The organism is Nocardioides epinepheli (assembly GCF_037936805.1).
Classification (GTDB): domain Bacteria; phylum Actinomycetota; class Actinomycetes; order Propionibacteriales; family Nocardioidaceae; genus Nocardioides.
Window position 1 is genome coordinate 1 of sequence record NZ_JBBMMC010000008.1, and the last position, 15,266, is coordinate 15,266.

Genomic DNA, 15,266 nt, shown 5'->3' on the forward strand with positions numbered 1-15,266 from the left:
TACATCGCCCGCGAGATCTACCGACACCTCGCCACCACAATGGCTTGACAACCCATAGAAGCGTCTCAACCTCCGGCGGGAGGGCAACTTCGGAGGTTGAGCAAGCGGTGCGCGTGAGGAACGAGCGCGGACCGCGTCGACGAAACCCCGCAACCGACCCGGAAACGCGAGCCGCGCGAGCCGGGCGCGAGCGAGTCAGCGACGGCGGAGCGAGCAGGGGTGGCCGCGCAGGCGGCGGCGCGGGCGGAGCCCGTGCCGGCAGCGCGCCGGCCCACCGACCACAATCGCGCAGTCCGCCGCCGGGGTTTCGTCAGCGCTCGCTGGCTGTTCGCTTGCTCAACCTCCGACCGGACGATCACCGGCTCACTGCCGGGCGCCGATCCCGATCAGCCAGGCGCGGAGCACGTGAGCGGCGTCCACCCGTGAGCCGCGGACGCCGTTGCCGGCCAGCCGGTCGAACAGCAGGCCGTTCATCACCCCGATGAAGTCGATGGCTCGCTGGTCGGGCTCGGGCACCCCGAGGCTGGAGAGCATCCGTGCCACCTCGCCCAGCAGCTTGACGCGCACCGGGGACTCGGTGGTCAGCAGGGTGTGCAGCTCCTCGTCGTCGACGTAGTCGAGGGAGAGAGACATCCGGGCCCGCGTGTCCACGCCCCGTTCGATCGTCGTCTCCAGCGCCGGGACGAGCTGCGCGACCGCTTCGTCCACCGTGCTCGGCAGGGGTGGGTTGCCGCCCCGGATGTCGGCGAGGGCCGCGACCTCGTCGATCGCCATGCGCACCAACGCGCGGCGGTTGCGCGCGTAGTTCGACGTCGTCCCCTCCGGCAGGCCGAGCCGGCGGTCGATCCGGCGATGGGTCAGCGCATGGCTGCCGCCCTCGGAGACCAGCTCCAGCGCCGCGGCGCCGATCGCTTCCCGTCTGCCCATGCCCCCCACTCCTCGCCGTCGGCCGAGATCACGACGACCGTAGTCCACGGGGTCTGGGGAGCACGGATCGGGCGAGGAAGGCATCGACGCCGTCGATCACGGCGGCAGTGCGCCAGGAGAGCAGCGCATCGAAGCCGTGCTGCGCACCGGGAGGCTCGACGTACCACGTGGGTCGAGGGGAGCCTGCCTCGAGGTGCCGCCGCAGGGCTCGCGCATCCTCCACGGGGGCGTAGGAGTCGTGGTCACCGTGCGCGATGAAGAACGCCGGCGCGTCACCTGGGTCCAAGGCCAACGGCGTCGAGACGGGCGACTCGTCCACACCGCGGCCGTAGTACCTGCCGTAGTAGCCGTAGAGGCAGACGGCTGCGTCGACGGGAGGGCGATGGGGGTCGTCCCGATCCTGGGTGAGCGCGCACAGCGAGGCCAGGTGCGCCCCCGCGGAGCTGCCCGCCATCACCAGCGTGCTCGGGTCGCCGCCGTACTCGGCGGCGTGGTCGTGTGCCCAGCGCAGGGCGGCGCGGGCGTCGTCGAGATGGTCGGTGAAGTCGGCCGACGGGCGGAGCCGGTAGGTCGCGCTGAGGCAGACCCAGCCTCGCGCCGTGAGGTGGTGCAGCAGGCCCTTCCCCTCGCGTCGGTTGCTCCCGGAGAAGTAGCCGCCGCCGTGGAGGTAGACGAGCACCGGCCCGGCCTCCCCCACGTCCTTGCGCCGGTACACGTCGAGGCGCTGACGCCGGTGGTCGCCGTAGCGGATCGGCCCGACCCGCGTCACCGACCGGGGACGCCACGGGAACGGGAAGAGCCATGGGCGCAGCCTGCGCCGGGCCCGAGGTTCGGCGCCGTGCGCGCGGACGACGGCGGCCACCGCCCGCTCGGCGAGCAGTCCGCGCCGGGCGAGTTCGCCCAGCGCGACGAGCAGCGCCGCCGCGCAGCCGAGCAGGATCACACCGGGCACGCCGTCGAGGTCGCCCTCGCTCCAGGCGAGCGCGGTGGCCAGTAGCAGACCGAGCGCCGCCCAGTGCGGGAGCTCGTTGATCGCGACCGCGAGCGCATATCGCTTGCGGCTCATCCGCCGTGGGCGGGTCAGGGCCGCCAGTGCGCAGACGCCGAGCAGGGACAAGGTGATGAGGTAGCCGACGGGCACGTCGTCTCCAATGATCGGAATCACTACGTACGTTGTGACCATACCACTGCGATCGTAGTAGCCCGAGCCCATCGTCGAATGAAGCCCGGCACGCGAGCGCGACCGGACCGGGGCAGCGGATCCCCGGGCGGCTCAGGCCTCGGCGGTCAACCGCGCCCGGAGCTCGCCGAGGAACGGCTCGATGTCCAGGCCGAGGGACGACACCCACTCCGGGCAGTAGTAGGTGTCGGCGTAGCGCTCGCCCCGGTCGCACAGCAGGGTGACGATGCTGCCGCGCTCCCCGGACGCCGCCATCTGCTCGGCCAGCTCGAGCGCAACGACGAGGTTGGTGCCGGTCGAGGGTCCGGGGGCGACGCCGAGACGTTCGTGCACCACGTGCATGGCGGCGATGGAGGCGGCGTCCGGGACGGTGCGGACCAGGTCGACGACCTGCGGCAGGAACGACGGCTCCACCCGCGGGCGGCCGATCCCCTCGATCCGCGATCCGCAGGCGGTGAGGTCGCGGCGTCCGGTGCGCCAGGCCTGCTCGTTCACCGAGCCCTCGGGGTCGGCGACAGCGATCCGGGTGTGCGCGCCGTGGTAGCGCGCATAGCGGGCGATCGTGGCGCAGGTGCCCCCGGTGCCGGAGCCGACGACGACCCACGACGGCTCGGGATGCGGCTCCGCGGCGAGCTGCTCGAAGATCGAGCAGGCGATGTTGTTGTTGCCGCGCCAGTCGGTGGCGACCGAAGCATTGCCGAACTGGTCGAGGTAGTAGCCGTGGGTCTCGGCCGCGATCCGCTCCGCCTCGGCATACATCTCGCCGGCCGAGGCGACCGTGGCGCAGCGGGCGCCGTACTCCTCGATCAGCTCGATCTTGCGGTGGCTGGTCGACTCCGGCACCACCGCGATGAACGGCAGCCCGAGCAGGCGGGCGAAGTAGGCCTCGGAGATCGCGGTGGAGCCGCTCGAGGCCTCGGTGAGCGTGGTCTCCGGACCGATCCGGCCGCCCACCAGGCCGTAGAGGAACAGCGAGCGCGCGAGCCGGTGCTTGAGTGAGCCGGTGGGATGCGACGACTCGTCCTTGACGTACAAGTCGACGCCCCACGACGACGGCAGCGGGAACTGCAACAGGTGCGTGTCAGCGCTGCGGGTCGCGTCGGCGTGCAGCTTGCGGATGGCCTGGTTCACCCAGGCGCGGGTCGACGTCACGGGTCCTCTCCTGATGCCGGATGAGAGGACACTAGTTCACCCCGCCAGCTGGGCGGACAGCTCGGCGAGCGCCCCGGCGTAGATGCCCGCAATCACTTCCCGCAGCCCCGTCTCCTCCTCGTCTTCGTGCTGGACGATGCGCTCTCGTGGGCCACTCCCCGCCGCCGGCGACTCCGCGGTGCGCGTGTCGTCGGCCAGGCTGCTGGACTCGATGGCCGGATCCACGAGGCGATCCCGTCAGCGCCGAGAACCTTCCGGGAGTGGGGCGCGTCCGGCCCGGGATGGTGCCGGCGCCTGATCTGGTGGCCAAGACTGACGGCCGATGTACGGTTCGCCTGACGTCGATCGCAGAGACGGCGATACTGCCGAGAACCCGATCGACTCCGAAAGCGAACCACCGATGCTGCACCTACTTCGTTCCATGCGTCTGCTGCGCGCGCTCCAAGCCTCCGTTGCCCTGTCGGCCGGGCTTCTTCTTGCGGGATGTGGCACCGGCGGGGGCACAGCTGAGGCTCCAGCCGAGACGGTGACGGTGACGGTCACCGCTGGAACCGAGGACCCAGATTCCCCCGACGAGGCCGACAGCACGGACGAGACCGGCGAGGACTCCCAGGTTCCGGAGGACGCCAGCGGTTCGACCTTCCAGGACGGAGTCCTCTCGACCTCGGAGCTGCGGATCAAGATCACCCGTCACGAGGTCATCGACGTCGGCGCCCCGGGCAACGAATACGGCGACAAGCCGGTGATCGCGTTCTGGTATGAGACGACCAATCTGTCGGACGACGAGGTCGATCCCTCGGCCTTCATCTTCCATTTCAACGCGCTGCAGGACAACAATCCCGACGCGATCAACGAACTCGAGGTCGGCATGCTCCCAGACGACAGGTTCCTCGAGACTCAATCGGAGAAGATCAAGCAGGGCGGCACCGTCGAGTGCGCCATCGCGTACGAGTTGGACGACACCGTCACCCCTGTGGAACTGGTGGCGTACGAGGGATTCGACGAAGTCCTCGGGTCCGCCGTGTACGAGCTCAAGTAGCCGGGCTGCGCGAAGGGCTCACGACACAGCCGACCACCACCGCGTCTCGTCCGCCCCCACCCGGTCTCCGGCGACGAGCCCGTGGCAGCCTCGACCCATCACGACCGGTCCGTCGTCGAGCTGTACCAGGATCAGGACGGACGTCGTGTGATCCGATCCGGTGACCGCGGTACGCGCCAGACAGACACCCACACTCGGAACCAGGTGCTCGATCGGGTCACGGCCGCCACATTCCACGCAGAACGCCCGGGTGACGACCTCGACGGCGCCGCAGTGGTCGCAGCGGAAGACGCGGGTGGACGCGGGCCAGGTCATGTCGCCGCCCTCAGCACGAGAGCGACATGGGCGGAGAGCACGCCGCCTTCGGCGTGCACGTAGGCGTAGCGGGGACGCACGACCTGGTGGCCGGGGCGGTCGTGGCGTAGTTGGAGCACGGCCTCGACCAGATGGGCGAGGCCGCCGGCAACACCGCAGTGGCCGTAGGACATCAGGCCGCCGTGGGTGTTGAGGGGAAGATCGCCGTCGAGGCCGAACCGACCTCCCCGCGCGGACGCCCCGCTCATCCCCGGTGCCACGAAGCCGGTCTCCTCCAGGATCATCGCGAGGGTCACGGTGAAGCTGTCGTAGACGGCGAGGACGTCGATCTCCTCCCGCGAGATACCGGCCTCGCCCAGCGCCATCGCGGCGGCGTCGCCGGCGCCGGTGCGGGACGGGTCGAGCGTGCTGAGGTGCTGGTGTCGGTTGGCGCTGCCCAGTCCGACGATCGCCGGCGCGCGCGCGTCCGCGGCGGCCGAGACGAGGATCGCCGCGCCGCCATCGGAGACCGGGCAACACTGGAGCAGGGTGAGCGGGTTGGCGATCATTCGCGCCTCGAGGACGTCGGCCTCGGAGACGAGGTCGGTGAACTGGGCGCCGGGAGTGCGGGAGGCGTGCACGCGCTGCGGCACCGCGAGCGCCGCGAGGTCGCGAGGCCCGAGTCCGCGATCGGCGAGGTAGCGGGAGGCGAGGAGTCCGTAGTAGGCCGGCACCGTCGCGCCGAGTGGCACCTCGAGGTCGGGATGCCCGACGTCGGCGAGGGTGGCGGTGGTCGCGGCACGCGATCGCCCGCTGGCACGGTCCTCCCCCGCCACGACCAGGACCCGGCGCGCGCGACCCGCCTGCACCAGTGCGGACGCCGTCGCCACCATCGCCAGCCCGGTGGCTCCGCCGACGCTGGCACCCAGCGCGATGGCCGGCCGGATGCCGAGCCGCTCGGCGAAGGCGTTCGCGGGCATCAGATGCGGCGTCGTCGTCGAGTAGCCGACCAACAGACCGTCGACCGCCCCCGGCTCGAGATCGGCATCGTCCAGCGCGGCTCGAGCCGCGCGCACCTGCCAGCCGAGGGTGTCGGTGCCGGGTTGCACGCCGTACGGCGTTCGCGCGACACCTCGGATCCAGACGTCCGAGCCGCCGGTCATCGCGGCAGAAGGTCGCGCAGCCGGGCCTTCTGGATCTTCCCGCTCCCGGTCTTCGGCAGCTCGGCGCTGATCACGACCTCGCGCGGCACCTTGAACCCGGCCAGCCGCGACGCCGCGAACTCCGAGAGCTCGTCGGCGCCGATGCCCGCGCCGTCCTGGAGCACGACGAATGCCGCGGGCACCTCTCCCATCCGCGCGTGCGGGCGGCCGATCACCGCTACCTCCCGGACGTCGGGGTGCTCGAGCAGCGCTGCCTCGATCTCTGCCGGCGCGACGTTCTCGCCGCCGACGCGCAGCATGTCCTTGGCTCGGCCGTCGTAGCTCAGGTTGCCGTCGGAGTCGATGACGCCGAGGTCGCCGGTGTGTAGCCAGCCGTCCGCGGTGAACGCCGCGCGGGTGGCCGCCTCGTCGCGGTAGTAGCCGCGGGTCACGCACGGCCCGCGCACCTCGATGATGCCGGTCGTCCCGGCCCCCACCGGCGCGAGGGAGTCGGGGTCGACCACGCGCACCTCCATGCCCGAGTGCGTGGTGCCGCAGGTCATCCGTTGCTCCACGGGCCAGTCCGCGTCCGCTACGCACACGTTCGGCGAGGCCTCGGAGAGCCCATAGACATTGACGATTCCGGCGAGACCCATCCGCTCGTGCACCGTGCCGACCAGGTCTGCAGGAGCCGCAATCCATCCCGTGCGGACACCCGAGACGCGCGACGGCGAGAACGACGGGTGCGTCATCAGCTCCAGGAAGAACGCCTCGACGCCGCTGTAGACGGTGACTGCATGACGCTCGAGATGATCGAGCACCTCGCCCGGGTCGAAGCGCCCGAAGGAGTGCACCTCGGCACCGGAGACCAGGCCGACGCCCAGAGTCAGCGTGCTCCCCGCACAGTGGAAGAACGGCGAGGGCGAGCACACGATGTCGGTGTCGCGCACGTGCAGACGGCCGGCCACGCCGCGGGCATTGAGCAGGATCTGGCGGTGCGAGAGCATCACCCCCTTGGGGAAGGCGGTGGTGCCCGAGGTGAACTGCATGAGCAGGTCGTCGTCGGGCTCCGGGCCTTCCCACGTACTCGGGTCGATGCCGGACAGCGGCAGCAGGTCTCCGACGTCGGGCGCCCACGGCTCGCCGGCGCCGCCGCCGTCGGTCACCACCTGGCGCAACGACGGAAGGTCAGCCCGCACCGTGGTGCCGTCGGCCACGACGTCGCGGGCGGCGTCGATGGTCGCTTCGCTGAGCGCCAGCATCGTCGCGTCGGAGAAGTTGATCTGATAGGCCAGCTCGGCACCCCGTAGCCGGGTGTTGAGCGGCACCACGACCGCACCGTGGCTGGCGATCGCCAGGAGCCACACCGCCGCGGCCACCGAGTTCGGCATCAGGACGGCGACCTTGGAGCCGCGCCGCACGCCGCGCTCCTGGAGCAGCGCGCGTACCGCGTCGACGCGGTCGGCCAGCTCGGAGTAGGTCACCGACTCCCCGTCGATCTGCAGTGCCGCCGCGTCGGGGGCGTCGGCTCGCAGTTCGGCGAGGACGGCCGGGATCGTCAGACCGGTGGGTACGTCGGGGCGCCGGATCATCGACTCGCCGACAGCCCGACGGCGTCGGCCACCGTCTCCAGAGTGCGGATCCGTCGGGACGGACTGCCACCGAAGGTGAGCACGATGTGGTCCAGCCCGGCCTCCTCGTAGGCACCCAGGGTGTCGGCGAGAAAGGCCGGCGGCCCCTCGACCCGGCCGAGCTCGCACGGCGAGCCGCCCACCCGCTCGGTCAGCACCAGCGGGCAGTGCAGCGCGACTCCGATCTCGACGTCGCCGCGCCCCGCCGCAGCAGCCAACTCGCCCATCTCCTCGCGGCTGGCGTGCACGAGAGCAGGGGACGTGGTCCGCACGTGCGGATGCCACACGTCGCCGAGCCGGGCGGTGCGACGGCGGGCGGTGAGACCGTTCCCGCCCACCCAGACCGGCGGCGTCGAACCGCGCGCTCGAGACGGATTGATGTGCATGCCGTCGACCCGGGAGAACTCGCCGTCGAAGCTGACCGGCCCGTCCTGCGCCCACGTCGTACGCAGGAAGCGCAACGTCTCGTCGACCTGGCGGCCCCGAGTCGAGAACTCCGCGCCGAGCACGTCGAACTCCTCCTTGAGCCAGCCGACGCCGGCCCCCATCACGATTCGACCCTCGGCCAGCACATCGAGGGTGCCGATGGTCTTGGCCCAGACCGCCGGCGGCCGGTAGGGCAGGATCGCGACGCTGACGCCGAGGGTGATCTGCTCGGTCACCGCACTGAGGTAGGCGAGCGACGTGGTCGCTTCCAGGAACGGTCGGTCCGACGGAACCTCATAGCTGTCGTCGACGTCCTCGCCGCCGTACGGGTACGACGACTCCTGGACCGCCGGCAGAACGATGTGGTCTCCCACCCACATCGAGTCGTAGCCGAGGTCCTCGGCTGCGCGGCCGACCTCGCGCAGGGCGCTCGGCCCTGCGGCATTACCCGTGTGGGGCGCCAACACCCCGATCTTCAGGCGGCTCATGCTGATCTCACTTCTTCTTGAACTCGGCGATGCGGTCGCGGAAGGCGTCATAGGACGTCGTCATCCCGAACAGGGCGGCCTCGCCGGCAAGACCGGACGCCAGGCCTCCCTCGGACGCCACCCGCACGGCGTCGAGGATGAGCGCGGTCGTACGTGGATCGTTCTCGCAAAGCCGTCGGGCCAGAGCCGTCACGTCGTCGAGGAGCCGTTCGGCGGGGACGACGTCGTCGACGATCCCCAGCCGCAGGGCATCCTCGGCGGCTATCAGGTCGCCGAGGAGCAGCATCCGGAGCGCAACGCCCGGCGGCGCGAACCGCAGGATCCGCTGGGTTCCTCCCGCCCCGGCGAGGGTGGCCATGCGGACCTCGGGGAGTCCCACCTTCGCCCGATCCGAGGCCACCCGGAAGGTGCAGCACAGCGCGAGCTCCAGTCCGCCGGCCAGTGCGAGACCGTTGAGCATCGCGATGGTGGGCTTGCGCAGCTGCGCGAACTGGTTGCCGACGCTCTGGAGCCGGATCGCGTTCTCGTAGGCGGCGTACGCATCTCGCTCGGCCAGCTCGCCGAGGTCGGCGCCCGAACAGAAGGCCCGCTCGCCGGCGCCGCGGAGCACCACGACCTGTGCTCGCTCGTCGGCGCCGGCTGCGGTGGCCGCACGGGACAGATCGGTCCAGTCGTCGTAGGACAGGGCGTTGTGCTTGTCGGGTCGGTCGAGGGTGATCCAGGCGACGTCGTCGTCGATCTCCAGCCGTACGTGCTCAGACATGCTCTCCTCCTAGGTAGATGCCGGCCACCCGGTGGTCGGCGGCGAGCTCCACGGCTGGACCCTCGAGCGCGACCCGCCCCCGCTCGAGCACGTAGCCGTAGTCGGCGACGGCGAAGGAATGGGTGACGTTCTGTTCGACGATGAGCAGCGCGAGTCCCTGCGTGGTGAGAGCCACCAGGCGCTCGTAGATCTCCTCCACGACCTTGGGAGCCAGGCCGAGCGACGGCTCGTCGACCATCAACACCCGCGGCTCGCCCATGAGCGCCCGGCCGATCGCGACCATCTGCTGCTCTCCCCCAGACAGGCTGCCCGCGGGGACGTTCCAGCGGCGGGCCAATCCCGGGAACACCTCGCGCACCCAGGCCAGGTTGTCTGAGCGCTTGGCTCGCACCCGCTTGAAGGCGGAGGCCACCTTGAGGTTCTGCTCGACGGTGAGGTCCGGGAACAGGTGGCGTCCCTCAGGCACGTGGAGCAGTCCGCGGCGGGTGCGCTCGTGAGCGGCGAGCTTCGAGATGTCGTCGCCGTCGAATCGGATGGCACCGGAGGTCTGGTCGGCCACGCCCGACAGCGTCTTGAGCAGCGTGCTCTTACCGGCGCCGTTGGGCCCGACGACAGCAACCACGTGCCCGGCGGCGACCGACAGCTCGAGACCGTCGAGCACCTGGAACTGCCCGTACCCGGAGGCGAGGGCCTCCACCGAGAGAATCGTGCTCATGAGGACTCTCCCGTCTCGGGAAGGGCTGGATCCGTACCGACGCTCGACCCGAGATAGGCGGACCGTACGCCCTCGTCGCGCGCGATCTCGGCGGGCGAGCCGGATGCGATCACCGAGCCCTGGTCGAGGACGACAACGCGGGTGCACAGGTCGGCGATCATCGGCATGTCGTGCTCCACCAGGACGACGCTCGTCCCGTCCTCGTGCAGAGCCCGGACGGTCTCGGCGACCCGCCGACGTTCGGACATCGTCAGCCCGCTCATCGGCTCGTCGAGGAGCATCACCCGGGGCTCGAGTGCGAGGACTCGCGCGAACTCGAGCAGGCGTTGCCGGGCCAAGGACAGGGACTCGACGCGATCGTCGGCCATCGGCTCGAGTCCAACGAACTCCAGGCAACGCCGGGCGGCGTCCGCGGCCCTGCTCGGCCTGCGATGTCGCACGTGGCTGGTGACCATCACCGACTCCAGGCAGGTCATGCCGATGATCGGCTCGACGATCTGGAAGGTGCGGCCCAGGCCGCGCCGCACTCTCGCGGCCGCCGAACGGGTCGTGACGTCCTCGCCGAGCAGGTGCACGGTGCCGGCACTCGGCGGCACGAAGCCGGAGAGCAGGTGCAGCAGGGTGCTCTTGCCGGCGCCGTTGGGACCGACGAGGCCGAGACACTCGCCGTCGTCGAGCTCCATCGAGACCGTGTCGAGTGCGGTGACCCCTCGGTAGTGCTTGCTCACCTCATGCGCGGTCAGCAGCATGGGCGTCCACCTCCTCCGGCGACGAGTGCTCGGTCTTGCCACGAAGCCGTGCCCGCACCCGATCGACGACATCGAGCACGCCGCCGGGCATGAAGATCACCACCGCGATCAGCAGGAAGCCGCGCAGCAGGCCGGCGTACCCGGGATCGGCGTTCTGCCGGATGAGCTCCTCGAGCGGGATCAGCAGGAGCGCGCCGACCAGCGGCCCCTCCGCCCGCGACCTGCCGCCGACGATCACCGGGAGCAGGATCGCCAACGACACCGACCAGTGCAGCAGGCTGGCCGGGTCGACGAAGAGATTCTGCTGGGCGTAGAACGTGCCGCCCAGAGCGGTGAGCCCGCCGCCGATCGCCATGCCGACCGACGACACCAGGGTCGGGCTCAGGCCGCTGGCCTCCGCGGCGCGATCGTTGGCGCCGACCGCCGCGATCCACTTTCCCCATCGACGTCCGCGAAGCCACCAGGTGAAGATCAGGACGCCCATCGTCATCACCGCGATGATCCGCAGCAGCGCGGCCGGATCAGCGAACTGGTAGTCGGCGGCGCCGTCCGGACTCAGGGGCACCAGCAGACCCTGGGCACCGCCGAGGGTGCCGATGTTGGAGACCAGTTGGGCAGCCAACAGGGTGAGCGCGAGGGTCACCATGGCGAAGAAGATGCCCTCGAGCCGGTAGCGCGAGGCCAGCCAACCGACCAATGCCCCGCACGCCGCCCCGACCACCACGCCCAGGAACATCCCGATCCACGGCGAGATCCCCTGGTTGATGAAGAGCAGGGTCGAGGTGTAGGCGCCGGCGCCGAGGAAGATGGCATGGCCCAGGGAGAGCCGTCCGCCGTAGGAGCCGGTGACGTTCCAGCAGGTCCCGAGGTAGGCGTAGAACAGCGCACTGGTGGCGATCACCTGGATATTGATCGTGGCGAACAGCGGGAGCCCGAATCCGAGGAGAGCCACGACCGCCAGGGCGATGAGCTGGGTCCGACGACTGCTGTTCATACCCGATTCCCCATCAGTCCCTGCGGTCGGAAGAGAAGCACCAGCACGAAGAGGATCCACACCGCGCTCAGCCCGAGCGTTCCGGGCAGGTAGGCCGCCCCGAGCGTCTCGGTCAGCCCGACGATCACCGCCGCGATCGCGGCTCCGCGGATGCTGCCCGCGCCGCCCAGGATCACCACGACGAACGCGAGCAGCACGAACCGGTCGCCCAAGGTGGGCGAGACGCTCGTGGTCGTCACCAGGAACGGCGCGATCAGGCCGAGGACGCCGATGCCCATCGCCATCGCGACGGCGAGCACCTTCTGCACCGAGATGCCGGACAACTGCGCGGCCATGGTGTCCTGAGAGGCCGCGCGGATCTGCTGGCCCAGCTCAGAGCGGGTGATGAACAGGTACAGCGCGATCGTGATCGCCACTCCGATCGCCGCGAGCGCCACCCGGTTCCAGGGCAGCGCCGCACCGAGGATGCGCAGCGAGCCGTCGATCCCGGCGTCGGGACGGCTGCGGGGCTGGGCGCCGAAGTAGAGCAGCGCGGCGTTCTCCAGCACCACCGCCAGGCCCAGCGTGATCAGCAGCTGGAAGGTGTGGTCGAGGTGATAGGCAGGCCGGATCAGGGCGAGGTAGACGACGCCGCCGGCGATCGCCATAATCGCGAACAGGAGCAGCATCGTGATCCAGATCGAGCCGAGATCGCCCACCTCGATCGCGACGTACATCGCGACCATCAACAGTGCCCCGTGGGCGAAGTTGACGACCCCCATCACGCCGAACACCAGAGCGAGACCGACCGAGACCGCCATCAGCAGGCCCGCCTCGAGCAGACCGCTGAAGAGCGCCTGGACGAAGACATCCATGAGCTCGGGTCAGCCGCCGCTCGGCACATAGTCGGAAGAGGCGAACTCCTCGGGGAAGACCGAGTTCCACACGCCATCCTCGGCCTGGGCCATCAGGATCGCCGGGTGGGCCTGGCCCTTCTCGTCGAACTTGAGCGTGCCGCCGGTCGGGATGATGTTGGCTCCCTCGGAGGTGAACTCGGCGGTACGCAGCGTCTCCGCGATCGCCTCCGCATCCGCGTCCTCGCCGGCCTTCTCGATGGCTTCCTTGATCAGATAGGCGGCGGCGTAGGCGTAGGCGGCGTCATCGGTGGGCTCGGCGTCGTACTTGGCCTTGTATGCCTCGGCGAACTTCTTGCTCGCCTCGTTGTCGATCGTCGAGGCCCATGACGTCGTGCTCGTGACCCCGTTGGCGAGCTCGCCGAGATCGAAGAACGCCGGTGCGACGATGCCCGAGCCGACCGTCATGTACGGCACGTCCCAGTCGAGCGAGTCCAGGGTCCGGATCGCGCCCATGCTCGACTCGAGGTAGGTCGAGGCGAGAATCGCCTGGGCCCCGCTATTGCGCAGCTGGGTCATCTGCGCCGACAGGTTCGTGTCTCCCTGGGTCAGGGTCCGCTTGTCGACGACGGTCAGCCCGGCGGCCTGCGCTGCCTCCTCGTAGGCCGCCGCCGCGGTGTCGCCGTACTCGGTGCCGTCGACCAGCAGTCCGACCTTCTCGACCGGCTGACCACCGTTGTCGGCCTGCCAGGTGAGGAAGTCGGTCATCGTCTTGGCCCATTCGGGCAGCGGGGGGCGGGTACGGAAGGTGTAGGTGAAGCCCGACTCGGTGATCGAGGTCGCCGAGGAGTACGGGACGATGTACGGCGCCTTGAGCTGCTCGGCGGTCTGGGCGACCACGAGCGTCACGCCCGACTCGTAGGAGCCGGTCAGAGCGACCACCTTGTCCTGCTGGACCAGGGTGCGCGCCTCGCGGGCACCGGTCGCCGGGTCGCCGGCGTGGTCGCCGAACTTGAACTCGAGATCGCGCCCGTCGATCCCGCCGTCGGCGTTGATCTCCTCCTGCGCCAGCTCGTAGCCACGCTGGATGTACTCGCCCACTCCGGCAGTGGGGCCCGAGAGCGGGATGACGACGCCGACCTCGATCGCGTCCTCACTGCCGCCTGAGTCGCCATTGCATGCCGCCAGGACCAGCGAGGCGCTCAGCAGAGCCGCCACCTTCCAGGCCCCGCGCGTTCGACGCATTCCGCTCATGTTGCTCCTCCAGGATCCGTGCCGAGAGTCACTTGCTGACTAGCAAGCAAACACACTGGACGATGCTTACGTCAATAGTTCAGCCCATGAAATTCGCTCACTTGCGCAAGAGCAAGGAAATGCGATTCCCTGGAGGGGTGTCCCAACCACCAGCGTCTCCGCCGACCGCGGGCGTCGGCGACCAGATCACCTACCCGGTGTTCCACGTGACGTGCACCGACATCGCCCGATTCGCGCACAGCATCGGCAGCCGGGCCCCGGAGTACTTCGATGCCGGGGCGGCCAGATCGCGCGGGCATCGCGACGTCGTCGCCCCCTTGGGCTACTACGTCGCGATCCGCCACCAGACCGCGAGTCTGGTGGCGCTCGAGGAGCTCAGCGTCGACGGCATGCCTCCCGATCTGACCCCGGCCACCACCTACCTGAGGCGGGCTGCGGGCGAGTCCCGCGCCCGGTTCCACGACAGGTTCGTCGCGGGTGATCGGGTAGTCGTCACCAAGACCCTGGTCGACATCGCAGACAAGCAGGGCCGTAGCGGGGCGTTCACCGCGGTCACCCACGAGCTCCATTACGACACCGACCGGGGGACCGCGGTCGTCGAGCACTTCGTGAGGATCCTGCGATGACGCCACCATCGCCGCTCGCCGGCTTCGAGGTGTGCCCGGGCCCGCTCCAACTGTTCGCCTTCTCCGCAGCCACAGGGAACCCGCACCGGATCCACTACGACCGCGACTACGCCACGGCGGTGGAAGGACTGCCCGGCCTGCTGGTGCAAGGACCGCTGCTGGGGACCTGGATGCTCGAGCTGCTCGACCGGTGGGCCCAGCCGTCCGGGTCGGTCGAGTCCTTCACCTACCGATCGATCCGCCCGGTCACCGAGGGCGCGGTCCTGCACGTGGGGGGCGGGGTCGAGCCGTCCGCGTCGGAGCCCGGCATCGCAGTGCTCGAGACGTGGGTGCGCACCTCCGACGGCGAGACCGTCGCGACCGGTCGGGGCCGGGTTGCTACTAGAACCGAGTCGGCATGATTCGATCCATCCCAGGTGGATCACGTTGAGAAGGGGGAGCACGACGTGCCCAGACAGGCAGTGACGCGCCGCGAGGTGCTCAACCAGTCGGCGAGACTCTTCGCGACGCACGGCTACAAGGCGACCAGCCTCGCACTGGTCTCCGAACGGCTCGGCGTCACCCGGCAGGCGCTCTATTACCACTTCAAGAGCAAGGGCGCGATCCTCGCGGCACTCTTCGACGAGTTGATGACCAAGCTCGAGGCCGCCGTCGGCGAGGTCGAGATCACCGCTGCCGGTGAACGGTTCGAGGCTCTGCTCCGTGCGCACCTCACCGTGTGCGCCAACAACATCGACCTGCTGGCGCTACTCATGCACGAGCGGCCCGAGATCGCGAAGATCGAAGGCCTGCGGGCCAACAAGCGGCGTCGCGAGTACTCCGAGGGTCTGACGGCCGCCTACGACGAGGGCGTGTCGGCGGGAGTTCTCAGCGACGTCGACAGCTGGGTCGCGGTCAACGCGGCACTCTCGGCCGCCAACGGGATCAGCCTCTGGTTCCACGGCGCTCGCGCACAGCGGATGTCGACGGCGACGCTGGTCGACCTCCTCGTGGGCATGCTGGCGTCGGGCTACGCGACCTCCGGGCGCCCGTTCGTCGCGGGTGCCGAGTAGC

At 70.0% G+C, this 15,266-nt stretch carries 18 protein-coding genes; 4 read left to right on the forward strand and 14 right to left on the reverse strand.

The annotated features are described in order from the left end of the window. Positions 1–363: 363 nt before the first annotated feature. The 4 genes from WMR31_RS12000 to WMR31_RS12015 form a co-directional block, all read right to left on the reverse strand. Positions 364–927: a TetR/AcrR family transcriptional regulator gene (locus WMR31_RS12000; protein WP_340539071.1), complete on the reverse strand. Its 564-nt coding sequence runs from the start codon at positions 925–927 to the stop codon at positions 364–366. A gap of 28 nt (positions 928–955) precedes the next feature. Next, positions 956–2,068, reverse strand: a complete 1,113-nt coding sequence (locus WMR31_RS12005; protein ID WP_340539072.1) for an alpha/beta hydrolase — start codon at positions 2,066–2,068, stop codon at positions 956–958. 132 nt (positions 2,069–2,200) lie between these two features. Continuing rightward, complete coding sequence (locus WMR31_RS12010) at positions 2,201–3,259, reverse strand: PLP-dependent cysteine synthase family protein (RefSeq protein WP_340539073.1); 1,059 nt, start codon at positions 3,257–3,259, stop codon at positions 2,201–2,203. Between the two features lie 36 nt (positions 3,260–3,295). Then, positions 3,296–3,484, reverse strand: a complete 189-nt coding sequence (locus tag WMR31_RS12015; protein ID WP_340539074.1) for a hypothetical protein — start codon at positions 3,482–3,484, stop codon at positions 3,296–3,298. A 97-nt stretch (positions 3,485–3,581) separates the two neighbouring features. Between WMR31_RS12015 and WMR31_RS12020 the strand changes: the two genes are divergently transcribed. Further along, entirely contained in the window at positions 3,582–4,298 is a 717-nt protein-coding gene (locus WMR31_RS12020) for a DUF5067 domain-containing protein (protein WP_340539076.1), read from the forward strand. Positions 4,299–4,316: 18 nt separating this feature from the next. On the opposite strand, the gene WMR31_RS12025 is transcribed toward WMR31_RS12020, so the two are convergent. Genes WMR31_RS12025 through WMR31_RS12070 form a run of 10 tightly spaced genes read right to left on the reverse strand, consistent with a single transcriptional unit; the run spans position 4,317 to position 13,578 of the window. Continuing rightward, positions 4,317–4,613 carry a PhlB family protein gene (locus WMR31_RS12025; RefSeq protein WP_340539077.1) on the reverse strand — a complete coding sequence of 99 codons (297 nt, stop codon included), beginning with the start codon at positions 4,611–4,613 and terminating at the stop codon, positions 4,317–4,319. After that, positions 4,610–5,755 (reverse strand): thiolase family protein, encoded by a 1,146-nt coding sequence (locus tag WMR31_RS12030; RefSeq protein WP_340539078.1) that lies wholly within the window; start codon positions 5,753–5,755, stop codon positions 4,610–4,612. Before WMR31_RS12030 ends, WMR31_RS12025 begins: the two co-directional genes overlap by 4 nt. Further along, the gene (locus WMR31_RS12035) at positions 5,752–7,326 is read right to left on the reverse strand and encodes a class I adenylate-forming enzyme family protein (protein WP_340539079.1); all 1,575 of its coding nucleotides are present in this window, start codon (positions 7,324–7,326) and stop codon (positions 5,752–5,754) included. The genes WMR31_RS12030 and WMR31_RS12035 overlap by 4 nt, the downstream gene beginning before the upstream one ends. Further along, positions 7,323–8,279: a TIGR03619 family F420-dependent LLM class oxidoreductase gene (locus tag WMR31_RS12040; RefSeq protein ID WP_340539080.1), complete on the reverse strand. Its 957-nt coding sequence runs from the start codon at positions 8,277–8,279 to the stop codon at positions 7,323–7,325. The genes WMR31_RS12035 and WMR31_RS12040 overlap by 4 nt, the downstream gene beginning before the upstream one ends. Positions 8,280–8,286: 7 nt before the next feature. Continuing rightward, entirely contained in the window at positions 8,287–9,042 is a 756-nt protein-coding gene (locus WMR31_RS12045) for an enoyl-CoA hydratase/isomerase family protein (RefSeq protein WP_340539082.1), read from the reverse strand. Further along, positions 9,035–9,757, reverse strand: a complete 723-nt coding sequence (locus WMR31_RS12050) for an ABC transporter ATP-binding protein (protein WP_340539083.1) — start codon at positions 9,755–9,757, stop codon at positions 9,035–9,037. Before WMR31_RS12050 ends, WMR31_RS12045 begins: the two co-directional genes overlap by 8 nt. After that, a complete protein-coding gene (locus WMR31_RS12055) occupies positions 9,754–10,506 on the reverse strand; it encodes an ABC transporter ATP-binding protein (protein WP_340539084.1) in 753 nt (250 codons plus the stop codon). The genes WMR31_RS12050 and WMR31_RS12055 overlap by 4 nt, the downstream gene beginning before the upstream one ends. Beyond that, the gene (locus tag WMR31_RS12060) at positions 10,487–11,500 is read right to left on the reverse strand and encodes a branched-chain amino acid ABC transporter permease (protein ID WP_340539085.1); all 1,014 of its coding nucleotides are present in this window, start codon (positions 11,498–11,500) and stop codon (positions 10,487–10,489) included. Before WMR31_RS12060 ends, WMR31_RS12055 begins: the two co-directional genes overlap by 20 nt. Continuing rightward, positions 11,497–12,354, reverse strand: coding sequence for a branched-chain amino acid ABC transporter permease (locus tag WMR31_RS12065; RefSeq protein ID WP_340539086.1), 858 nt, complete (start codon positions 12,352–12,354; stop codon positions 11,497–11,499). Before WMR31_RS12065 ends, WMR31_RS12060 begins: the two co-directional genes overlap by 4 nt. Before the next feature lie 9 nt (positions 12,355–12,363). Then, positions 12,364–13,578 (reverse strand): ABC transporter substrate-binding protein, encoded by a 1,215-nt coding sequence (locus tag WMR31_RS12070; RefSeq protein WP_340539087.1) that lies wholly within the window; start codon positions 13,576–13,578, stop codon positions 12,364–12,366. 146 nt (positions 13,579–13,724) lie between these two features. Here WMR31_RS12070 and WMR31_RS12075 point away from each other — a divergent pair, with 146 nt between their 5' ends. Genes WMR31_RS12075 through WMR31_RS12085 form a run of 3 tightly spaced genes read left to right on the forward strand, consistent with a single transcriptional unit; the run spans position 13,725 to position 15,265 of the window. Further along, entirely contained in the window at positions 13,725–14,213 is a 489-nt protein-coding gene (locus WMR31_RS12075) for an FAS1-like dehydratase domain-containing protein (protein WP_340539088.1), read from the forward strand. Then, positions 14,210–14,614, forward strand: a complete 405-nt coding sequence (locus WMR31_RS12080) for an HTD2 family dehydratase (RefSeq protein WP_340539089.1) — start codon at positions 14,210–14,212, stop codon at positions 14,612–14,614. Before WMR31_RS12075 ends, WMR31_RS12080 begins: the two co-directional genes overlap by 4 nt. A gap of 45 nt (positions 14,615–14,659) precedes the next feature. Further along, positions 14,660–15,265 (forward strand): TetR/AcrR family transcriptional regulator, encoded by a 606-nt coding sequence (locus WMR31_RS12085; RefSeq protein ID WP_340539090.1) that lies wholly within the window; start codon positions 14,660–14,662, stop codon positions 15,263–15,265. The last annotated feature ends 1 nt before the right edge of the window (position 15,266 follow it).